Here is a 19,591-nt window from a genome sequence, read left to right on the forward strand (position 1 = left end):
GTTTAATTTTCCAGTTGTAAGTTCGTCTAAAATTTTCAGTTTAAAAGGTTCTGAATACCGTCTAATTACTTTGTCATTTTTGTACATAATGTTTAAAATTATGTAGCCTTTATTCAGGACGGGTCAAAATGTATGCTAACGTGTTTGTGTATGGTTAGTTGCGTGGTTAAGCAACTAAGTTAGCAAACATTTACGAACCCGTGAAAATTCCGCAGGAATTTTCGCAAGTAAGCACGTAAAAAGCAATTAATTATACACGGTGTTACCCAACGTTTTTTGTTTTCAGTTCAACAGTAGTTTTTCCGTTCGATTATTAAAAATTCGAATAAAATCCTCCGTTTTATTATTCACGATACAACCTCCAGAGCAAAAGTTCAAGATTGTAACTTTCGTTTCATTATTTAATTCACTCGTCACTAACTGTTCAGGACATCCAGAGTATCCTCCAACACTTTCGATAATAATTGGCTTTTTTTCCAGAAAATAAGCAACTGCTAATTGATTAATTTGGTCTTCCAACCATTTAATTTCGTTATCGTTTAGTTTGTCTTTCAATTCATACGCAAACTTTAGTTTCCAAATTGAATTCAGTTCAGTTTTTAGAAATTCGCTCGAAGGTTTATTTTCTAAATCAATTTTAAAATTCTTTGGCGTATAGTTTAATAATTCCAGATACTCTTTTTCAGATTCAGGAATAGAATCATTGTTTTGAGCAGTACAGATTGTACTTAGAAGGAAAATTGTTATGAATATGATGTTTCTCAAATGTTGGGTAACACCTAAATATAATCAATTTTAATTTCTTTTTTAAGAATCGTGTTAAGCGTAATGTTTTTAGGCTATTAGTTATTTTTAAGCGTTTACAATTACTTACAAACGTATGTAAGTATGTAAATACCGTTTAGGATGTGCTTGGTGTCACATCTTTACAGTGTCGAAACATAAGAACTCGATAGTATTAACTGTTTAACCATTAAAATTAGAAATTATGAACACACTTAAAAACAAAGTACAGTTGATTGGTAACTTAGGTAATGATCCAGAAATCACCAATTTTGAATCTGGTAAAACGCTAGCTAAATTCTCTATTGCTACAAACGATAGTTATAAGAATGCCCAAGGCGAAAAAATTACGGATACGCAATGGCACAATATTGTCGCTTGGGGAAAAACAGCACAAATTGTAGAGAAGTTTATTACAAAAGGAAAAGAGGTCGCCATTGAAGGGAAATTAACAACAAGGTCTTGGCAAGATAAAGATGGTATTAAACGTTATATCACAGAAGTGGTATGTAGCGAGCTATTAATGTTAGGAAAATAATAGACGTCACTGTTTTAAACTAAAAAAGGAGCAACCTAATTAAGGGTTTGCTCCTTTTTTTAATCCTTTGCGTATTACGTTACTCTACAGTTAGCGTATATTGTGGTGTTTCATTTAAAGGGCAGAAATAAATGTATTCGCCTTTGGTTAACGTAGTAACCTTACTCGTTTCTGTAGTATTGTTTTCTACCGCTTTTGTAACATAAGCTGTTTTTATATGGTTTTCTGGGTTAGAGGCATCTTTGCCTTTAGGCACTAATACAAAACCAACTTGCTTACCGACATTATGGTTGGCAATTTCAAAAATATAATCGCCTTCGGATAATGTTAATGCTTTTTGTGTAAATTCTCCTTTAGTTTGTTCTAAGGTAACCGAAGTGGCCTTAGTTTTCATCATCTTGTCTTGTGCATTTACTGTTGCTGTTAAGGTCAATGCTAATACAATTATTGCTATAAATTTTTTCATCTTTTGTTTGTGTTTTAATGGTTTATTGTGAATTAAATTGTTTCTAATTTTAAAGGTTGCGCTAATGGAAAATCAACGGGTACTAATGTTGTACTATGGACATAATTAGAGATAGTTTTGTCTCCTACTAAAGCGATAGTGTCTATTAGATTTCCCTTTGTATAACCTGCGTTAAAGTAATTTTCTAAGACGTCTTGGTCGGTTTTCCCTCTGTTTTCTGTAATGTTTTTGGCTAATTTTGCCAAGGCATCAAACTTTGTATTTATGGTTGAATAACCTGCCCTTAGTTCTAAAATTTGCGCCTCTGTAAAGCCATTCATTTTGCCTATGGCTGTATGAGCAGATAAGCAATAAATACAATCGTTAACTTGGCTTACTGCTAAGTTGACAACTTCTTTTTCTTTTGCAGATAATGATGTTTTTGCATTAGCAAAGTTTAAATAATTCTCTAGCGCTGTATCACTATGAGCGTATGTTGCATACAGGTTTGGAACAAAGCCCAGTGCTTTATTTAAGTTGTCAAATATGGCTTGGTTATTAGCGCTTACTTCTTCTCGTTTTAAGATATTAAATGTACTCATGTTTTTAATTATTAGATTCTAACTGTTGGTTAGAATAGTTAGTATTTGATTTAATGTTTTGTGGGTACAAAGTTGCTTCTATTTGTAGTGTAATAAAATGCTTTATTTGCCCAATGTCTTGTCGATTTTTCCTACTTACTTGGTTTAGTCTATATAGGGTCTTTCGGCATCACAGTAAAAATCATGCATATGTTTTTGAGCACAATGCGTTTCTGTATTAATGGTGCTGACGATTTTTTTAGGTCTTTGATTTCTAAAGATCTCTATGAGATTAAATATGGATGTGATTTTATTTTTCATCTTGTTATTGTTTTAATATTACAATGCAAAGATGCAATAGGAAATGATGTCTTAAAATGAAGAATTTGCCTAAAGGCATGTCAATTTTTCCTAACTATTTTGTTTTAAGCGTTTTTTGTAGTCTGAAGGTGATACTGAGGTTTGTTTTTTAAACAAACGACTTAAGTGTGAGGCGTCATCAAATCCAATATCATAAGCAATTTCTTTTGCTGTTTTATCGGTATATGCCAATTGACGTTTGGTTTCTAACACTATGCGATTGTGTATTATTTGTAAGGGACTTCTGTTTAATTTCGCGAAGTTATTAGATAATGTTTTTGGGGATTTAAATAGTTTGTCAGCATAAAAGGAAACGCTGTGCTCCGCTTTAAAATGCTGTTCTACAAGGTAATTAAATTCGCGTAGAAGATCTACTTTTGAGCTTTTTGGCGATGCAGAAATGTTTTCTTTTGCTTTTAGTAATCGTGTGCATTTTATAATAAATCGAGCCATTAACATTCTAAGCATTTCAGACTGTATGTTGTCTTCGGTTTCGAGTTCGTCAATAAATACATTGTGAAGTACTTTAAACTTTTGTTGTTCTGCGTTATCTAAATGTATAATTGGAATATTAATATTACCAAAAAATAATATCCCGACGCAACTTACTTCTTGGTCGTGATCTTTAATGCAATAGAATTCACGGTTAAATTGGTAAACTATAATGTGCTTACCGTCTAAGTACTGGAGATACTGTATGGGCGTAAGTGCTACTATACTATGTGGTGGAATGGTAAGTGGTACATTGTCAATGACTAAGGATACAGCTTCTGATGTAGACCAAATAAATGTAAATAGTTCGCATTGTTTTGCTTCTTTAAAAGGGAGCAAATCGGTCTCGTTTCCAATGTTAAAAATGGCGTTTGTAGAAAATTCTTTAAATGTATACATCATAACCATTTAGTCTAAGGTTTGACTTAAAAATTACAACAGCATAAAAAATTTTAGAAATACAATAGTTTTCAAAATAAATGGACCTAGGTGTAGTGCTATTGAGCGGTCCAGCCACCATCTAAAACAAAAGAAGAACCTGTGATCGTTGAAGCGCTGTCTTTTGCTGGGCGTAGAGCAGCATAAACCGCTAATAAAACCCACATGTATGTAACCCATTTTTCTGATGCTATCATTTGAATAGTTGTCTATAAAAACAAGAAACAAACTTTAAATAATTTATACGTTCGGTATTTAAAATTCTAAAGGTGTGAATTTTGTTGTTTTCTATTAAATTAACCTTAATTTGTTAAATATATATAATTATTTTCTCAATGTGACTTTTAGAATTTAAAAGGTAAAATTATGAGGTGACAATAATTCTCTAGTTTGTTCTAATGTCTAGATATTACACTAAAAATAGGGAAGAGGACTGTACAATTAAGCAAATGGATACATGCACTAAACAGTATTTAATTTAAATAGGTATTCGTTTTGTTTTCTGTTAATACTGGCAGGCGTTATTTGTAATAATTGATTGCGAAGCGCAATGAGCATTGGGTTAGATAGATGTGCTAATTTACCAATGCGCCAACTTGTTTTTACCACGTGATGTACTTTGGGCAATCGTAATGTTTGGTAGATTTCAAAGGCCTTGTTAAATTGATGTTTGGATAAACATTCAGATAAGATAAATGCATCTTCTATGGCTTGGCAAGCTCCTTGCCCAATATTTGGCGTGGTAGCGTGAGCAGCATCTCCAACTAAACACACATTGTGTTTAAACCACGTATGTGTTGGTTTTAAATCTGAAATTGCTGCGGTGTGTATGTGTTCCTTATGCGTTGATTTTATAAGGTCTTTAATTAATATGTTGTAGTGACTAAAATAGTCTTCTAAGGCATGTACGGACAGTTCATTTTTATGTGATTTAAAAGATTTTACAGCATACCAATACACAGTATTCTCTGAAATTTGAACAAATCCAAATCTAGACGATTTACCCCAAGCTTCGTTTATTTCATTTTTAAATGCCTTTGATAATTTATAGGTGGTAATGCCTCGCCAACATATTTGATTCGTATTTCTAATTTGATGGTCTGGTAGTATATGTTGCCGTACTATAGAATTTAAACCATCTGCACCCAATACAATGGAAGATTGTATGTGTTGTCCATTTTCAAAGGTTAGCTGACATTTGTTTTTTTGAGCATTGATGGATGTGAGTTTGTGATTGAGATTTATTTCTGTAGATTTTAACGTGTCAATCAGTATTTGTTGTAACGTTCCTCTGTGAATTGCAATGTTTTTGGTATGGTATTTTTTTTCAAAGTAAGTTAAGTCAATTTTAGAAAGCGGATTTAGATTTGATCTGGTAATATGCATTGAAGAGATAGGATTTCCGTTGGCTTCTATTATAGCCTTAAGACCTAGTTTTTCATAGACCTGCATGGCATTATTTGCTAAAATTATACCTGCGCCAACATGTTTTAGTTCTGCGGATTGCTCAAAAATCCTGGTTTTTATTCCTTTTTGTTCAAGGGCAATTGCGGTTGTTAGTCCACCTATTCCGGCTCCAATGATATCAATATGCATAGCGTTTTGGTTTAAGGTGTTTTAAAAATGCTTTAATTGCAATTTGCTTTTATTTTTTTGGTCAATGCTACTGTTCTAGGATCGCCTTTTTCAATAGCTGTTCTCCAATCTGTACAAGCTTTATTTACACGGCCTACAGTGAAGTAAGCATTGCCACGGTCATAGTATGTTCTATAGTCCTCGTCATCTAATTTTAAAGCCCTATTGTAATCTAAAATAGCAGATTCATAGTCGTTAAGTTCTTCAGTATTAAAAGCTCTTAGTATGTAATATTCAGGATTTTTTGGCTTTAATTCTATAATCTTGTTAAAATCTATTTGAGCTTTTTCGTAGGCTTCAATGGTCCAATAAATTCCGGCTCTATCTTTTATATAACCGTCGTTGTTGGGTTGTAATTCAATGGCTTTGTTAAGGTACGCAATGGTATTAGTGTAATCTTTTAAACCATTATAACAAACACTTATTTTGTAATATAAGTCATCGTTTTCTGGTTCTGTTTTGCTTAATATTTGTAAATCTAATAAGGCAAGTTCATAATGTTTAAAGTTGAGATAATTAGTGGATCTGTTGTAGCGTGCAATATAATGTGTTGAATCTAACTGAAGCGCTTGGGTTAATAATTCAATTGATTTTTGAGGATTACCACGATCAGCATAGTCTTTTGATTCTGATATCAATAGATCTATTTTATTTGGCTTTTTGCAGCTTATTACAAGTAGAACAAGTGTGGAAAATAATATGGATTTAAAAGTCATATACTTTGTTTAGATCTATAATGGATTAATTGTGCATTTGTAAATTGAGTTCTAAGTTAATTAGAAAAAATGAGTAGAATCGTTTTGAAAGTTTTCTATAACATAAAAGTTAAATAAAGATAATGTTGCAACTATTGTGTTTAGGTTAATCCCAATAGTTTTTTATTATGTGATATATAATTTCGTTATCAATATCAATGGCAAGGTAATTTTCATATGGAAATTTATTACATCGGTAATATTCAATCGATTTAATCGCTTTTAGGTCGTTAAAAAAGGATATGTTGTTTTTGAAATTAGGTAATTGCTCTTCTATAAACTCTAAGCTTTTATGCATATAATATTCATCGGTCTGTATTGGTTCTTTATCAAAAATGTCATTTGGTTTGGTATTTAAATTCGATAGAAACTCTAAGATTTCTGTTTTGTTAGATTTATATTTAAAAAAACACGTGTAAAAATTAGGAGGACAGTTAATTCGAACACCATTTATTTTATCCATTTCTGGAAGGTCCTCCTCGCTATAAATATCTATTAAGCTAATGTTTTCAGCATAGGACAATGAATTAAAGGCGTAATTTATTGACTTTTCCCATGCTTTCTTTGAAACATTAGAAATTTCATTTTTTGAGGTCTTAATGATTTCTTTTCCTTTGTTTTTAGCTCTTTGACAAGAATAGATGCTAATTAATAGTACTAGTAATATCGTAAATTGTGACTTCATATTATGATTTCATAACTTTTATCCATTCGTTAACCTCCAATGGTTTTAAGTTTTGGTTGGTGTAAACACTATAAATGTAATTATATAATGCTTGGTTTAAGAAAATTAAGCGTCCATCGTTTCCCGCTGAAGCTAAATAAACGAGGTCTTCTACACCTTGATTTTTGGCTTCTTGATTTATAATTTGTGCAAAGCGCATTACGGCTTCTGCCCAACCATAATCTTTAAAGTTTTTAAAAATAACGTACTCAGCGCCGTTAATTGTAATTCTGTGATTTAACCATTCGTTTTTTTGATCCCATTCTTCAAAATGATTGGTAACATGTATTTTGAGTCCAATTTTATGCAGCGTTGGTTGTACCTGTTCTAAAAGTGCTATAAATCCGCCTGCTTCAAAAACCGTTTCGCCATCACACCAATAATATCTATAGTCTAACGGAACTCCGGAATCTTCATTCCAAATGGTTACGAATTCATTGGTAGGATCATAATTTTTTATGAGGTCATTTTTTAAACTATCAATAGTTGATGCTTCTGCGTATTTATAATAGCCAAGTTTTTCTAATGTGGTAACAAATTCCGTTGCCGATACTTTTTGAATCGGTTTAGGCGTATTGTTATTTTGGATAAACCCTAAAACAATTAATCCCACAATTAATCCAAATGTTATTTGCAATTTTTTCATTTGCTAACTATTAAAGTTATTGGTTTCAAGTTCTTCTACGTGTTATCTAAAGATTTCTAATCTACATTAATTCATCTTTAGGAATTTGTACAAATACTGAAAGTGCAACTAATTTAGCAAATAAAACGTAGATATCATTAGCCTTAAGATTAATGTTGCGTAAAGAAGTTAATGGATTTTGTAAAATGGGCTATGTGATTTAGATCATTTCTTCAAATTTCCATTTTGGGATACTATATTAGAAAATAGGTGAAGCCGTTTTGTTAGAATAAGTTGAATTTTGTACTATGAAAAAAGTATCAAACATCGGCATATTTACACTGCTTTTGGTAAGCAGTTTAACCATTATGGTAGGTTCAGTGATTGCACCTGCGCTAACAGGTATTGTAAAACACACTAATTTTGGTTTTTCGCCAAGTTGGTTAATAACCTTACCATCATTGGGTGTTGTGGTATTTGCTCCATTTGTAGGACGATTAATAAACAAGTTAGGGACTTTTAATTTGCTCGTTTTAAGCTTAGCGCCATATGCTATTTTAGGTGTTTTGGGAGCATTTATTGCTAATGATTATATCCTCATATTAAATCGCTTTTTTCTTGGTGTAGTCACGGTTGGTATTCAGGTTTCTGTAACCGCATATATTGCAGAATTTTTTACGGGTGATGTGCGAATGAAAATGATAGCTTGGCAAGGTATGGCCATAGAGTTGGGAGGTGTTGTTTTTCTTGGAATTGGTGGTGTTTTAGGTGAGCTGCATTGGCAATATCCTTTTTATGTTTACGCTGTGGCTTTGCTCTGTTTAGTATTGGTCGTAAAAACCTTGCCTAAACCTACAGCAAAAAAGTTAGAAAAATCCACGACTATAGAGGCAACTAATGCCAATAAAATAAAGGTTCAACTAATTTTCTTTGCATCATTGTTTGCGATGATGTTATTCTTTGTTGGCTTTGTAACATTACCATTATATTTACCAGAGACGTTTGGTTTTAGTGAGTCTCAAACAGGTTATTTAATGGCTTTTATTTCGGTTGTTGCTGTGCTTTCTGCGAGTCAAATGCCAAAGGTGGTTAAGCAATTAAGCGATCGTAAAACGGTAGCGTTAGGTTTTCTGTTTTTTATGCTAAGTTATATCGTTTTGGCTATGGCTGGTACTGTACCAATGTTGGTGCTTATGGCCATTTTTATGGGAATTGGTTTTGGATTTACAATTCCGCTATTAAACCACATGATGATTGAGGTCAGTACCATTCAAAATCAAGGAAAAAATTTAGGGTTGTATTCTATGGGTGTTTTTGGTGGCCAGTTTTTGTCTACGTTTATAGAATATATTTCAGACAATTATATTGTGGTCTACAGTGTTTCTGCAGTTTTAGCAGTTGGAATTGGAGCGGTTATTTTATACATGTTTAAAAAATTTAGCTAAAAATTAAGTTTAAATATTTCTTTTTACATTTGAAACACACATCAAATGTAAATGAGCAACCAGCATTGGAATTCTAAAATTCAAATTTTACAACCGTTTGAGAAAAGCGCCAAAATGCTCTCCGATAATTCTATGGGAATTTATTTTGAGTGGCATGCTAAAAATGCAATACATGTACATTTTAAGCCATTAAATGAGGTATTTAGCCATTCCGTTTTTAATGAAAATGACGGTGTTTTAATAAATTTTGAACGCGACCTTATTGATGAAGACGACATAGAATACGCATTAGACGTGCTGTCTGTGTTTAATAAATATCCGCAGTTACATATCAATGAAGCGCAGCAGGTAATCCGCATAAAACAATTGGTTGATCTTTTAAAAGAAGAGTATGCTAATGATGATGTGTCTTACATTATGCTTAAAACCTTGCTGAAGGTATTGTTGCTGCATTTAATTCGTTATCAAAACGATGTCTTTTTAGAGCAAGATTTAAATCAAAAAAGGGTATTTCAGTTTTTAGAGTTGATGGAAGTTACGTTTTTAAAAGAAACTAATACAGATTATTATGCCAATGAAATTGGGATTAGTAGTAAACGATTAAACCAAATATTAAAGCAAAAACTTAATGCTACTGCCAAGCAAATTATTCAGCAACGCCAGCTCACAGAAGCCAAAAGAGAGCTTGTAAAAGGAGATATTACCACCAAAGAATTGGCGTTTTATCTTGGTTTTAATTCGTTAAGTAGTTTTTCGCGATTTTTCAAGAACAGTGTCGGAGTAAGTCCATCCGATTTTAAGACGCATATCTCGTTTAAGAATTAAAATGGCCTTACGTACAGTAGACGAAATCTAGGTATTAAGTTTATATAGTGTTGTCGATGGCTATTATTTTCTTTTCCATACAATGAAATGGATGTGCGCGTTTAGGGAAATTCACTTGGCCACGTATCACATATGCTCGTTTCTTATAAAATTCTACAACCTTCTTGTTTTGACTATAAGCGTCGAGTCTAATTGAGGTATAGTTATTTTCTCTTGCGAATTTCTCAGCAAAGTCCATGAGACGTCTGGCATAGCCATTTCTCTGGTGTTTGGGCGCAATCACCAATCTATGAATCACTAAGACCTTTAAGGCATTGAACTCCCAATTTACAGTTTTGTATTCGGTTTCTTGTTCCTCACTAATGTTTATGGCACCAATGATTTCTCTGTTAGTTTTAAGAATGAATAAAACGCCTTTGTCTATATCTTCCGCAATGATTTTTTTTGTTGGATAACTGTCAACCCATTGGTAAATCCCGTTTTTCTCTAACGCGGTTTTGCAGTTAAGGTAAATTGTAAACAATGGGTCTAAATCAGCACGTTGACCTTTAGCGATTTGAGGTTGAAAAACTTCTGTGTATTCCGTGTCGCTATCGTAAATGAGGAGGCCTTGATTTATAGCATCGATTTGGTTAATGCGTTCGCCGTTAGAATTCCAGACTGCGCTTAATCCGTTACTCATAAAATTGTCGCTATAGCCAATAGAATTACACATCAGTATAGGTGTTTTAAATTCTTTCGCTATTGCAGAAAAATGGAGATACGCTTGGTTGGTGCCCCTTTTTGGTTTTGCGACGCTTGCAACATACAGGTCGGCATTATTTTCTTTTGCTTTTATAAAATGTGCTCTTTGAAGCGTTTCATAACAGATGCCAAGGGCAATTTTTTGTCCTTTGATTGTTAAGGTAGGTTGGTTGTTGCTACTTATAAAATAGGGGAGTTCGTCAGAATGCAGGAGGTTTTTAGAATATACTGTGCGCTGTTTATTTGGTTGAAAAATCAACATGCTTATATGAATTCCGTCGGTTGCTTTTGTAGGCATTCCTATGCCAATGGTAATATGATTATGGTCAGAAAGGTGTTGAAATGGATTAAAAATGCTGTTTTCTACATCTGTTGAAAGTGCTTTTGCTAAACGAGGTTCGTAATTAGTAATTGACAATTCAGGAAAGATGATGAGGTCGGCATTTAATAGGATTGCGCGTTCAATAAATTTCAAGTGGTTTTGAATATTCTCTTGAACTTTTCCTTTTTCGGATTTTACTTGAGCTAAACAAATTTTCATCTCTTGATTGTGGCATGTTTAAGCACCTAAGTTATTAAATAATTGACGAGTAGGAAAGCTGTTTGGGTTTTGGAAAGTATGTAATTGTAAAACTGTTAATTATGCATGAAGTTGTGCTTTCGTGGTGCCTAGTTATTTTAAACGATAGATGGTCTTATTTTTTTTTCCTATTTTTTCAAATAAATTCAATTCGGTGCCTTTCTTTAAATCTCTACTCGCTGTCGCTGATGAAATATTTTTAAAAATAGCCATATAATCTTTTCTTGTAAATTCAGTTTTATTTAATGCAACATAATATTCTAATCTATCTTTTTCATTTAACGTTCGATTATTAAAATCTAATAATTGACTTATTGAAATGTCAATTACCTTGAGCATATATTCAATAAACTTTGTTGATTTTCCTGATTTATCACTTTCAGCGAGGGCTTTGTAATTCAAACCAAATAGAAAATCTATTAGGAATTTTGCAAGTAGGCAATAACTAGCAATGAATTATACACGGCTTAAGTTTACAATTCATTAAATTAGACAATAAACAAGAAAAGACAAAAGAGAGGATTAAGGTTATAATACACGTAGAAGCTTAAGACTTCGTCAACATTGAAAATCCCCTCTCCTTTCCTTCGCAGATTTCGTACAGTTCTGTGAGGCTTTAATTTTATTTTTCAAACTTTCGTCCGTTATGTTTTCCAATTCCGAATATGTTTCTTTTACTTGATTCGGGTTGAGATATTGAGCTGGTCCATATCCAAGGTCTTGTTCTTCGTCAATAATTTGAAAACTAAATAGAGCTCTTTGTAATTTATTCGGTTCGTTTTCAAGTCCTCCAATTATTTCTCCTATCAGAATATAATTAATTCCGTCCCAAGATTTGTCTAAATCAAGAAACCAATCTTCCGCATAGCTTTCGTCTGCGTAAATTTTATTTTCAAGAGCTTTAGAGTCCTTTAGAAAAGTATTTAATTCCTCTTCAGATACTCTAATTACCGTTCCAATCATTCCCATATTTCTTTTTTTTAGGGTTGCTGATAAATTGTTTGCAACGTCTCCGTATACGAAAAGTAGCGGATTAATAAGCACGAACTTTTCGGAAAGCAATATACTTATTTAAAAATAAAAGCGGTTTAGGTGCTTACCTAAACCGCTATTTTTTTATATACATTGTTAGCAACTGCCCTTTGTTCATTGCTTTCCTTGTTCCACTTTTCGCAACGATTCGTTTTCAGCTTTTATAAATTCAAAGTCTTGAAATCCTTTGTCATTTGGTGTGTCCATTTCAAAGGTTTTTAGATATGCAATTTCAATTTTCAAGTCTTTTCCGTTAAATTCCAAAATATGACCACCTTGTTTTGTGTCGTTTGACAAATAGTGAAAATGAAAACCTCCTGCGTTGATTCCATTCAAATAGCTTGGTAAAAAGAAACCAACTAAAGTTCCATCTGCGTTTTCATAATCAAAGAATTGTTGTTGGTCAAGTATGTTTGCCAATTTTGGAAAAGGTTCGTTTTCAACTGGTGGAAATGCTCTTGTTTTTATGCGGTCGAAATTTCCTGAAATTTTAATTGCGTACATTTTATTTTTACTTGGCAACATTTTTTCGATGGTATTCAAGATTGCATTTTTATCGGCTGATGAATTTTGAACAAAAGTGGTGTCCGCTTTAAAAAACGTAACCGAAGCAAATGATGTTAAATGATTATTTTCAAGTTCAATGGTTTCTCCCGTTGCTTGTGTTTGGTAAGCTCTACCATTTAGCATTGTTAGTTCTCCATTTAGCATATTTGGTGCTCCAAGTCCGAAATCTCCTTTCAGTTTTAAATCCTTCATAGGAAGCGTGCCACGATAAAGTCCGCCAATAAAAGCATCAATTACACCATAATTGTAAAGATTGTTGATTTCATTTTGGTTTTTGCTCAATTGTTCCCAATCCGAAATTAACACCTTATTGTGAAACATTTGAGGCATATATATTTTTGAAGTTGTATTGTCATAATAAATATCTGCAATACTTTCTTCCGTGATATTGAATTCTGATTGTTGGCTTTTAAGGTCGTAAACCCATAATTTTCCATAGCCATTTACTGGAAAAGTTATCCAATCTGAAATTATTATGTGTTCATTATCAATCCACTCGATACCATCAAAAAAGCCATTCGCAATATTAGGAAGTTCTTTAAATTCTGAATTTTCTGTCTTTAAATATACAGAACCATCTCCATAATTTTCGCCATTACTGCAAACCAATAATTGGTTTGTTTTTTGATTGTAAGCAACTCCGTTAGCTGTTGGAATGTTGCCAATAATTTCAAACGATTTTTTGTCAATTTTGATTTTATAGATATTGCCTGACACGGTTTCTGTAACTGCAATAAAACCATTTTCTAATTCGCAAATGTCATTTAAAAGTTTTGCTTCATCAATTACAAGTTCAAAAACCGTTTTTCTATTTTTAATGTTATAGCCAACAACTCTGTTCAAGTCGGCAACATAGAGGATGTTGTTTACAATGGTCATTCCTTTTGGTGCATTCAAAACACCTTTTAAAGGAAGAAATTTGTGATTTAGGATTTTTCCATCTGATGAAATTTCGCTTATAAAGCCATCTCCATCTTTGGTCATAAAATCTTGACCTTGACTTGAAACGAAAAATCGTTCGCCATTAGATGTGATGCTTTCTGGCATTGAAAAGCCATTGGTTGTTTGTTGTGAAAGTACTATTTGGGATAGCATCAGAAAGATGCCAATTAGTATATGTTTCATTCTTATTAGAATTTGATGATTATTTTTCCAAATGCTTTTCCTGATTTTAATTTCAAGAAAGCATCTTTGGTTTTTTCAACTGTGAAAACACTATCAACAACTGGTTTGAGATTGTTTTTTTCGATTGCGTTTACCAATTCTGTTAATTCTTGTGCGTTGCCAACAGAATAGCCTTGAAGTCTGATATAGTTCATTATTAAGGGAAAAACGTCAATGGTTATTTCACTACCTGACATAAAGCCAACCAAGCCAATAAAGGCATTTTCTTTACAAGAAAGTATGCTCTGTTCAATGGTTTTGCTACCTGCAACGTCTAAAGTAATATCAACTCCGATTCCGCCATTCATGCGTTTTACTTCGTTACTCCATTCCTTTATTTCATTGTAGTTAATTACTTCGTCTGCACCTAATGCTTTGAGTTTAGCTTCTTTTTCCTTGCTTCCTGTAGTAGCGATTATTTTAAGTCCGAATATTTTAGCGATTTTAAGTGCGAATAAAGAAACTCCTCCGCTACCTTGCACTAAAATTGTTTGACCAGCTTTAATGTTTGCTTGTGAAACCAAATTTGCCCAAGCTGTTAAGCCTGCGACTGAAAGCGATGCAGACTCTTCGTCTGTAAGATTTTTAGGTGCAAGAACCAAAGTGTTTTCAGGTTGAACCGAAAATTCAGCTAAAGTACCTGATAGCTGCATTCCAGTTCGGTTTTGATTGTTGTAAGTCGTGATTTCTCCAGATTCCCATTTTGGTATAAAAGGAATTAGTACTCGGTCTCCCTTTTTCCAACGAGTTACATTTTTTCCTACTTGCTCCACAACTCCCATTCCTTCGGAAACTGGTATGTGTGGAAACTTCAAATCAGGAATTACATTGCCCTCAACCATTATTAAGTCTAAATATTGAAGTGAAACTGCCGATGTTTTTACCAAAACTTCATTTTCTCCAATATGTGGTGTTGGAATATCTACCAATTTTAAATGGTCTATTCCAAACAGTTCTAATTGTATTGCTTTCATATGTTTTGTTTTTATGAAGCAAAATTAGAACCTTGATGATTGTCAAAATTATGCTAATCAAACTATTCGTTATGAAATGGCAACACCTTGTTTTCTGAAGGAATTTGGTGTGTTTCCTGTTTGGTTTTTGAAGAAAATATTAAAATTTGAAGGATGTTCAAAACCTAAAGAATAACCAATTTCGGCAATATTCCAATTGCTGTTAAGCAATAGTGCTTTTGCTTCTTTAGCGTTTCGTTCAGCAATCCATTGGCTTGTGGTTTTTCCGGTTACCTCTTTTAATGCTTTGTTTAAATGATTTGTATGCACATTTAATTGTGTGGCATACTCGTTGGCATTTTTTAATTTAATTGTTTGATTAGGCGAATCAATTGGGAATTGTCTTTCCAATAATTGCAGAAACAATGTCGAAATTCTTTCGGATGCATTAGTTGGCTTATAGAAAGTTTCAGGTGGTTGCATTTTTAATGCTTCGTGCATAACGATTTGCACATAACTACGTATGAGTTCATATTTGTTAGGGTAATCAGATTGGATTTCCTTAAACATTCCCTCAAATGCTCGGATTAAGGATTGTAAATTTTCTTCGTTCGGACAAAAGACAAAGTTCCCTCCAACTTTGAACAAAGGTGATTGTGAAAGACTCTCATTTTTAAGATTTTGGTTCACAAAGTCTTCTGTGAAAAGGCAGAAATATCCTGTTTGATTTGTCGATTTCGGTTCCCACGAATAGGGTATAAGCGGATTCATAAAAGTTATTGTATTGCCTTTTATGTTAATAGATTGTCCTGCGGAAGATATTATTCCTTCTCCATTTAAGATTAGGGAAATTTTATAAAAATCCCTTCGGTTGGTCGGTAAAGAAGTGGAGTCGCAAGCAAATTCCTCACGCTTATATATATTGAACTGTCCTTTTGTTCTGTTTTCTTGATTGTGTTGAGCGTAAAAGTCCGCAACCGTTTCTTTTGATTTCATTTGACAAAGTTATGAAATTCAAATAATACTTTCCGAATGTTTGTTGTTTAGTTCGAATTTTTGTCTAATGGTTGGCAACGTGATTGTATATGATTCGTTGCGTGGTTAAGCAACTAAGTTAGCAAATAAAAACCGAATAGAAAGTCTGCGAGGACTTTCGTAAGTAGGCTAGAAGCCAGCAATTAATTATACACATTGTTGGCAGTAGTATTTTTATTTCCATTCTTGATTAAATCGTAATTCGTAAAACATTTCATAAACTCTATTAAGTCCATAAGTTCCAATTAATCCGTTGTCTTTAATAGTCTTAATTTTTCCACCATCAAAAGTGATTTTTAATGCAACAGAACTTGAATGCATTGCACCAGAATAATATGAATTATCTAGATTCGGAAAGTCTAAATAATTGATAATTCCATAGATTTCATTAAAATGCTCAGTAGAAACTATAGTTTTAAATTCTCCATCAATGTCGTTTGGTTCTAAATCGGAAGAGAAGTCTTTATCAAACCAATTGTAATTTAGAGCATTGAATTTGCCATTTCTATTACTGTCGATTGAAATAATAAATTCTGAACATCCAGCTACACAACCGTCAGCAATAAATTCTATATTCTCAATTTCGTGCTCTTTGTTTTTTGTGTTACGCTCAATAAAAGTTCCATATTTATAAATTAAAGGAATTGTTTTGTTAACAATTTCTAACTTTCTATTTTCATAATTGTATTCTTGAGGTTTATGTAATTCTATAAATGAACCAAGCTCTGTATCAATAATTTTAGGAACTAATGACAACGACTGGGTAATAAAATTCAAATCAATAGAGTTAATAGAATCATTCCCAAAATTCATAAGAGAATAAACACTAAAATCACAAGAGATATATTTTAACTTTTCGGGTCCTTCGCATTCGTCACAATTTTCACAACCTTTAGGGCTTGCACAATTATGACTATCCCCAATAATCAATAAATCCGTATATCCATTATTATCAAAATCTGATTTATAGAAGCTTTTATTTATTTTTAAAGAGGCAGCAATTTGTTTAGTTAGAATGTCCTCATCATATTCACAGTTTCGATTGAATTCGCTTATTTTTTTTAATTCAAATTCCTCAAATTTTCTATAAACTATAACTGAATCTTCGGATATTTTTTGCTGATAAAAAGGATGCTTTAATTTTTTAACAAAAGCTTGAACTTCTTTTTCAGAATTCAAACTGTCAATTTTTGAGGGAATAATTTCTGCTTTTATAAATTCAGGTTTATTTTCTTTTTTTTGACAATTCACAAACACCAAAAAAAGCAAAAAACTTGTTAAATATTTCATTGTTTGAGGTTTGGTTATATTACTGCCAACACACGAATATAATCAATAAATAAAATAATATCCTGTAGGTTTATAGGTATTACAGTTATAAATGGAGTGCTAATGAAGTGAGGTGTCTATTTGTTGTATTAACATATCACAACTTTCTATACCGAGTTTTGTAGCGTCTAACTTATCTCCAAAGGTGGTGAGCAAAGCGCGTACAATGTTTTTTAACTTTATTTCGTCTAAAAAGGGTGCATTTCCTTTTGGGATCTGATCGTAATCTGCATTGTTAACGAGATAATTGCCTAAATAATCTTTTATTAAACTGGTGTGTCTATGATAGACATCAGAGAGTTCATCATAGTTGCTGTAATGTTGTTGAATGCTCGTTTTTAGTTTAAAATCTTCTATAAGTTTTAAATCACCAGAATTAATAAGTGTTTTGTAGGTTATATTTTTTGGGCTGAAATTTTCGTATTTTAAAATTGAAAAAATGTTATTCATCAATTGCATATTCTGGCCATTTTCAGAATTTAATTTTGGGATGATTTCTGAGCAAATAGCGATTTTTTTAGAAATGGCTGTCATGTTTTTATTGAGTTCAATCTTATCCGCCTCAATATCGCTCTTTAGATTAATTAAATATTCTTCTCTAAGATTGTTGTCTTTTAAATTGTCTGAACACTTGTTCATGCTAAACGCAATGGTAATTCCTATAATAACTATTATAATCTCTCTTAACGTATATTTCCAAGTGGTTTTTGACATAGACTAAATGCTTTAGTGGTCTAAAGCTAAGAAATTAATTTAAAACAAAAGCCTTTGATGGGTATCAAAGGCTTTTACGTTGCGTACAGAATAAGATTCTATACGTTATGTTTGTACATTGGTATTACATCATACCAGGCATTCCGCCACCACCCATTGGCATAGCAGGTGCATCTTCTTTAATATCTACTAAAGCACATTCTGTCGTTAAGATCATACCAGCTACAGAAGCTGCATTTTCTAATGCGATACGAGTAACTTTCTTAGGGTCAATGATACCTGCCTTAAGCATGTCTACATACGTTTCTGTTTTAGCATCGTAACCAAAATCTTTCTTACCTTCTAGTACTTTATTGATGACAACAGAGCCTTCACCACCAGCATTTTCTACGATAGTACGTAATGGTGCTTCAATGGCTTTGTTTACAATCTGTACACCAGTCGTCTCGTCTAAATTATCTGTAGTAATTTTTTCTAATGTCTTTTTAGCTCTCACTAAAGCAACACCACCACCAGCAACAATACCTTCTTCTACAGCTGCACGTGTAGCATGTAAAGCATCATCAACACGATCTTTCTTTTCTTTCATTTCTACCTCTGAAGCCGCACCAACGTATAGTACTGCAACACCACCTGCTAATTTAGCTAAGCGTTCTTGTAGTTTTTCTTTGTCGTAATCAGATGTTGTTGTTTCAATCTGCGCTTTAATTTGGTTAACTCTGGCTTTAATATCAGTAGCTTTTCCTTCGCCATTTACAATTGTTGTGTTGTCTTTGTCAATAGTTACAGTCTCTGCTGTACCTAACATGGTTAAATCGGCATTTTCTAAAGAGAATCCTCTTTCTTCAGAAATTACAACACCTCCTGTAAGGATAGCGATATCTTCTAACATTGCTTTACGTCTGTCTCCAAAACCTGGTGCTTTTACAGCAGCAATTTTTAATCCACCACGTAATTTATTTACCACTAAAGTTGCTAAGGCTTGGCCTTCTACATCTTCTGCGATGATTAATAATGGACGACCAGATTGAGCAACTGGCTCTAATATTGGAAGAATTTCTTGTAAGTTAGAAATTTTCTTATCGAATAATAAAATGTATGGATTCTCTAAATCGGCAATCATTTTATCAGAGTCTGTAACGAAATAAGGCGATAAATACCCTCTGTCAAACTGCATACCTTCTACAACATCAACGTAGGTGTCCATGCCTTTTGCTTCTTCTACTGTGATAACACCTTCTTTTCCAACTTTTCCGAATGCTTTAGCGATTAATTCACCAATAGTATCGTCGTTGTTAGCCGAAATTGCAGCAACCTGTTTAATCTTATCAGAATCACTTCCTACTTTTTTAGATTGTTTATCTAAATCTTTTACAAGTGCTTCAACAGCTTTGTCAATACCACGTTTTAAATCCATTGGGTTGGCACCTGCAGCAACGTTTTTAAGACCTTCTTTAACGATAGCCTGAGCTAAAACAGTTGCAGTTGTTGTACCATCACCAGCTAAATCGTTAGTTTTAGAAGCCACTTCTTTTACCATTTGAGCGCCCATGTTTTCTAGCTCATCTTCTAATTCAATTTCTTTAGCCACAGAAACGCCATCTTTAGTTACAGAAGGTGCACCAAATGATTTACCGATAATGACGTTACGACCTTTTGGTCCTAATGTTACTTTTACTGCATTTGCTAAAGCATCTACACCACGCTTTAATCCGTCGCGTGCTTCAATATCAAATTTTATATCTTTTGCCATGTTTTTTAGTTTTTGTCATTCCTGCGGAGGCAGGAATCTAATTTATTTAAGTTTATATTTTGGATTACGCATCA

General features: G+C 33.0%; 21 protein-coding genes and 1 pseudogene. 3 read left to right on the forward strand and 19 right to left on the reverse strand.

The features are described from left to right. Positions 1-282 precede the first annotated feature (282 nt). Positions 283-765, reverse strand: coding sequence for a hypothetical protein (locus tag HNV08_RS05335; RefSeq protein WP_173280146.1), 483 nt, complete (start codon positions 763-765; stop codon positions 283-285). Between the two features lie 223 nt (positions 766-988). On the opposite strand from HNV08_RS05335, the gene HNV08_RS05340 reads away from it, so the two are divergent. Next, entirely contained in the window at positions 989-1,321 is a 333-nt protein-coding gene (locus tag HNV08_RS05340) for a single-stranded DNA-binding protein (protein ID WP_173280147.1), read from the forward strand. Positions 1,322-1,400: 79 nt separating this feature from the next. Here HNV08_RS05340 and HNV08_RS05345 read toward each other — a convergent pair whose 3' ends face one another. The 9 genes from HNV08_RS05345 to HNV08_RS05385 all read right to left on the reverse strand — a co-directional run bounded on the left by HNV08_RS05345 (position 1,401) and on the right by HNV08_RS05385 (position 7,397). Continuing rightward, positions 1,401-1,787 carry a cupredoxin domain-containing protein gene (locus HNV08_RS05345; RefSeq protein WP_173280148.1) on the reverse strand — a complete coding sequence of 129 codons (387 nt, stop codon included), beginning with the start codon at positions 1,785-1,787 and terminating at the stop codon, positions 1,401-1,403. 32 nt (positions 1,788-1,819) lie between these two features. After that, on the reverse strand, positions 1,820-2,368 hold the full coding sequence (locus HNV08_RS05350; protein ID WP_173280149.1) for a carboxymuconolactone decarboxylase family protein: 549 nt from the start codon (positions 2,366-2,368) through the stop codon (positions 1,820-1,822). A gap of 144 nt (positions 2,369-2,512) precedes the next feature. Next, the gene (locus tag HNV08_RS05355) at positions 2,513-2,668 is read right to left on the reverse strand and encodes a hypothetical protein (RefSeq protein ID WP_173280150.1); all 156 of its coding nucleotides are present in this window, start codon (positions 2,666-2,668) and stop codon (positions 2,513-2,515) included. A gap of 90 nt (positions 2,669-2,758) precedes the next feature. Continuing rightward, entirely contained in the window at positions 2,759-3,601 is an 843-nt protein-coding gene (locus HNV08_RS05360) for a helix-turn-helix domain-containing protein (RefSeq protein ID WP_173280151.1), read from the reverse strand. A gap of 95 nt (positions 3,602-3,696) precedes the next feature. Next, positions 3,697-3,834, reverse strand: coding sequence for a hypothetical protein (locus tag HNV08_RS05365; protein WP_173280152.1), 138 nt, complete (start codon positions 3,832-3,834; stop codon positions 3,697-3,699). Between the two features lie 265 nt (positions 3,835-4,099). Then, positions 4,100-5,233, reverse strand: a complete 1,134-nt coding sequence (locus HNV08_RS05370; RefSeq protein ID WP_173280153.1) for an FAD-dependent monooxygenase — start codon at positions 5,231-5,233, stop codon at positions 4,100-4,102. 32 nt (positions 5,234-5,265) lie between these two features. Beyond that, a complete protein-coding gene (locus tag HNV08_RS05375) occupies positions 5,266-5,910 on the reverse strand; it encodes a tetratricopeptide repeat protein (RefSeq protein ID WP_173280154.1) in 645 nt (214 codons plus the stop codon). Positions 5,911-6,133: 223 nt separating this feature from the next. Next, positions 6,134-6,712, reverse strand: coding sequence for a hypothetical protein (locus tag HNV08_RS05380; RefSeq protein ID WP_173280155.1), 579 nt, complete (start codon positions 6,710-6,712; stop codon positions 6,134-6,136). Position 6,713: 1 nt separating this feature from the next. Then, positions 6,714-7,397: a hypothetical protein gene (locus HNV08_RS05385; RefSeq protein WP_173280156.1), complete on the reverse strand. Its 684-nt coding sequence runs from the start codon at positions 7,395-7,397 to the stop codon at positions 6,714-6,716. A 287-nt stretch (positions 7,398-7,684) separates the two neighbouring features. Here HNV08_RS05385 and HNV08_RS05390 point away from each other — a divergent pair, with 287 nt between their 5' ends. After that, a complete protein-coding gene (locus tag HNV08_RS05390; protein ID WP_173280157.1) occupies positions 7,685-8,821 on the forward strand; it encodes an MFS transporter in 1,137 nt (378 codons plus the stop codon). Between the two features lie 51 nt (positions 8,822-8,872). After that, positions 8,873-9,646: a helix-turn-helix domain-containing protein gene (locus tag HNV08_RS05395; RefSeq protein ID WP_173280158.1), complete on the forward strand. Its 774-nt coding sequence runs from the start codon at positions 8,873-8,875 to the stop codon at positions 9,644-9,646. Between the two features lie 40 nt (positions 9,647-9,686). Here HNV08_RS05395 and HNV08_RS05400 read toward each other — a convergent pair whose 3' ends face one another. The 9 genes and pseudogenes from HNV08_RS05400 to groL form a co-directional block, all read right to left on the reverse strand. Further along, positions 9,687-10,931, reverse strand: a complete 1,245-nt coding sequence (locus HNV08_RS05400; protein ID WP_173280159.1) for a GNAT family N-acetyltransferase — start codon at positions 10,929-10,931, stop codon at positions 9,687-9,689. 132 nt (positions 10,932-11,063) lie between these two features. Next, positions 11,064-11,366, reverse strand: a pseudogene (locus HNV08_RS05405) (Fic family protein); the annotation flags it as partial. Between the two features lie 162 nt (positions 11,367-11,528). Continuing rightward, positions 11,529-11,939 carry a DUF1877 family protein gene (locus HNV08_RS05410; protein ID WP_173280160.1) on the reverse strand — a complete coding sequence of 137 codons (411 nt, stop codon included), beginning with the start codon at positions 11,937-11,939 and terminating at the stop codon, positions 11,529-11,531. A gap of 177 nt (positions 11,940-12,116) precedes the next feature. Then, complete coding sequence (gene budA, locus HNV08_RS16320) at positions 12,117-13,694, reverse strand: acetolactate decarboxylase (protein ID WP_241697184.1); 1,578 nt, start codon at positions 13,692-13,694, stop codon at positions 12,117-12,119. Positions 13,695-13,699: 5 nt separating this feature from the next. Further along, the gene (locus HNV08_RS05420) at positions 13,700-14,707 is read right to left on the reverse strand and encodes a zinc-dependent alcohol dehydrogenase family protein (RefSeq protein WP_173280161.1); all 1,008 of its coding nucleotides are present in this window, start codon (positions 14,705-14,707) and stop codon (positions 13,700-13,702) included. A 69-nt stretch (positions 14,708-14,776) separates the two neighbouring features. Continuing rightward, positions 14,777-15,682 carry an AraC family transcriptional regulator gene (locus tag HNV08_RS05425; protein ID WP_173280162.1) on the reverse strand — a complete coding sequence of 302 codons (906 nt, stop codon included), beginning with the start codon at positions 15,680-15,682 and terminating at the stop codon, positions 14,777-14,779. A gap of 213 nt (positions 15,683-15,895) precedes the next feature. Further along, a complete protein-coding gene (locus HNV08_RS05430) occupies positions 15,896-17,011 on the reverse strand; it encodes a DUF6438 domain-containing protein (RefSeq protein WP_173280163.1) in 1,116 nt (371 codons plus the stop codon). 99 nt (positions 17,012-17,110) lie between these two features. Further along, positions 17,111-17,764, reverse strand: a complete 654-nt coding sequence (locus HNV08_RS05435; protein ID WP_173280164.1) for a DUF6090 family protein — start codon at positions 17,762-17,764, stop codon at positions 17,111-17,113. 124 nt (positions 17,765-17,888) lie between these two features. After that, positions 17,889-19,517 carry a chaperonin GroEL gene (gene groL / locus HNV08_RS05440; protein WP_173280165.1) on the reverse strand — a complete coding sequence of 543 codons (1,629 nt, stop codon included), beginning with the start codon at positions 19,515-19,517 and terminating at the stop codon, positions 17,889-17,891. Positions 19,518-19,591: the final 74 nt, after the last annotated feature.

It is taken from the genome of Winogradskyella eckloniae (assembly GCF_013249045.1).
Classification (GTDB): domain Bacteria; phylum Bacteroidota; class Bacteroidia; order Flavobacteriales; family Flavobacteriaceae; genus Winogradskyella; species Winogradskyella eckloniae.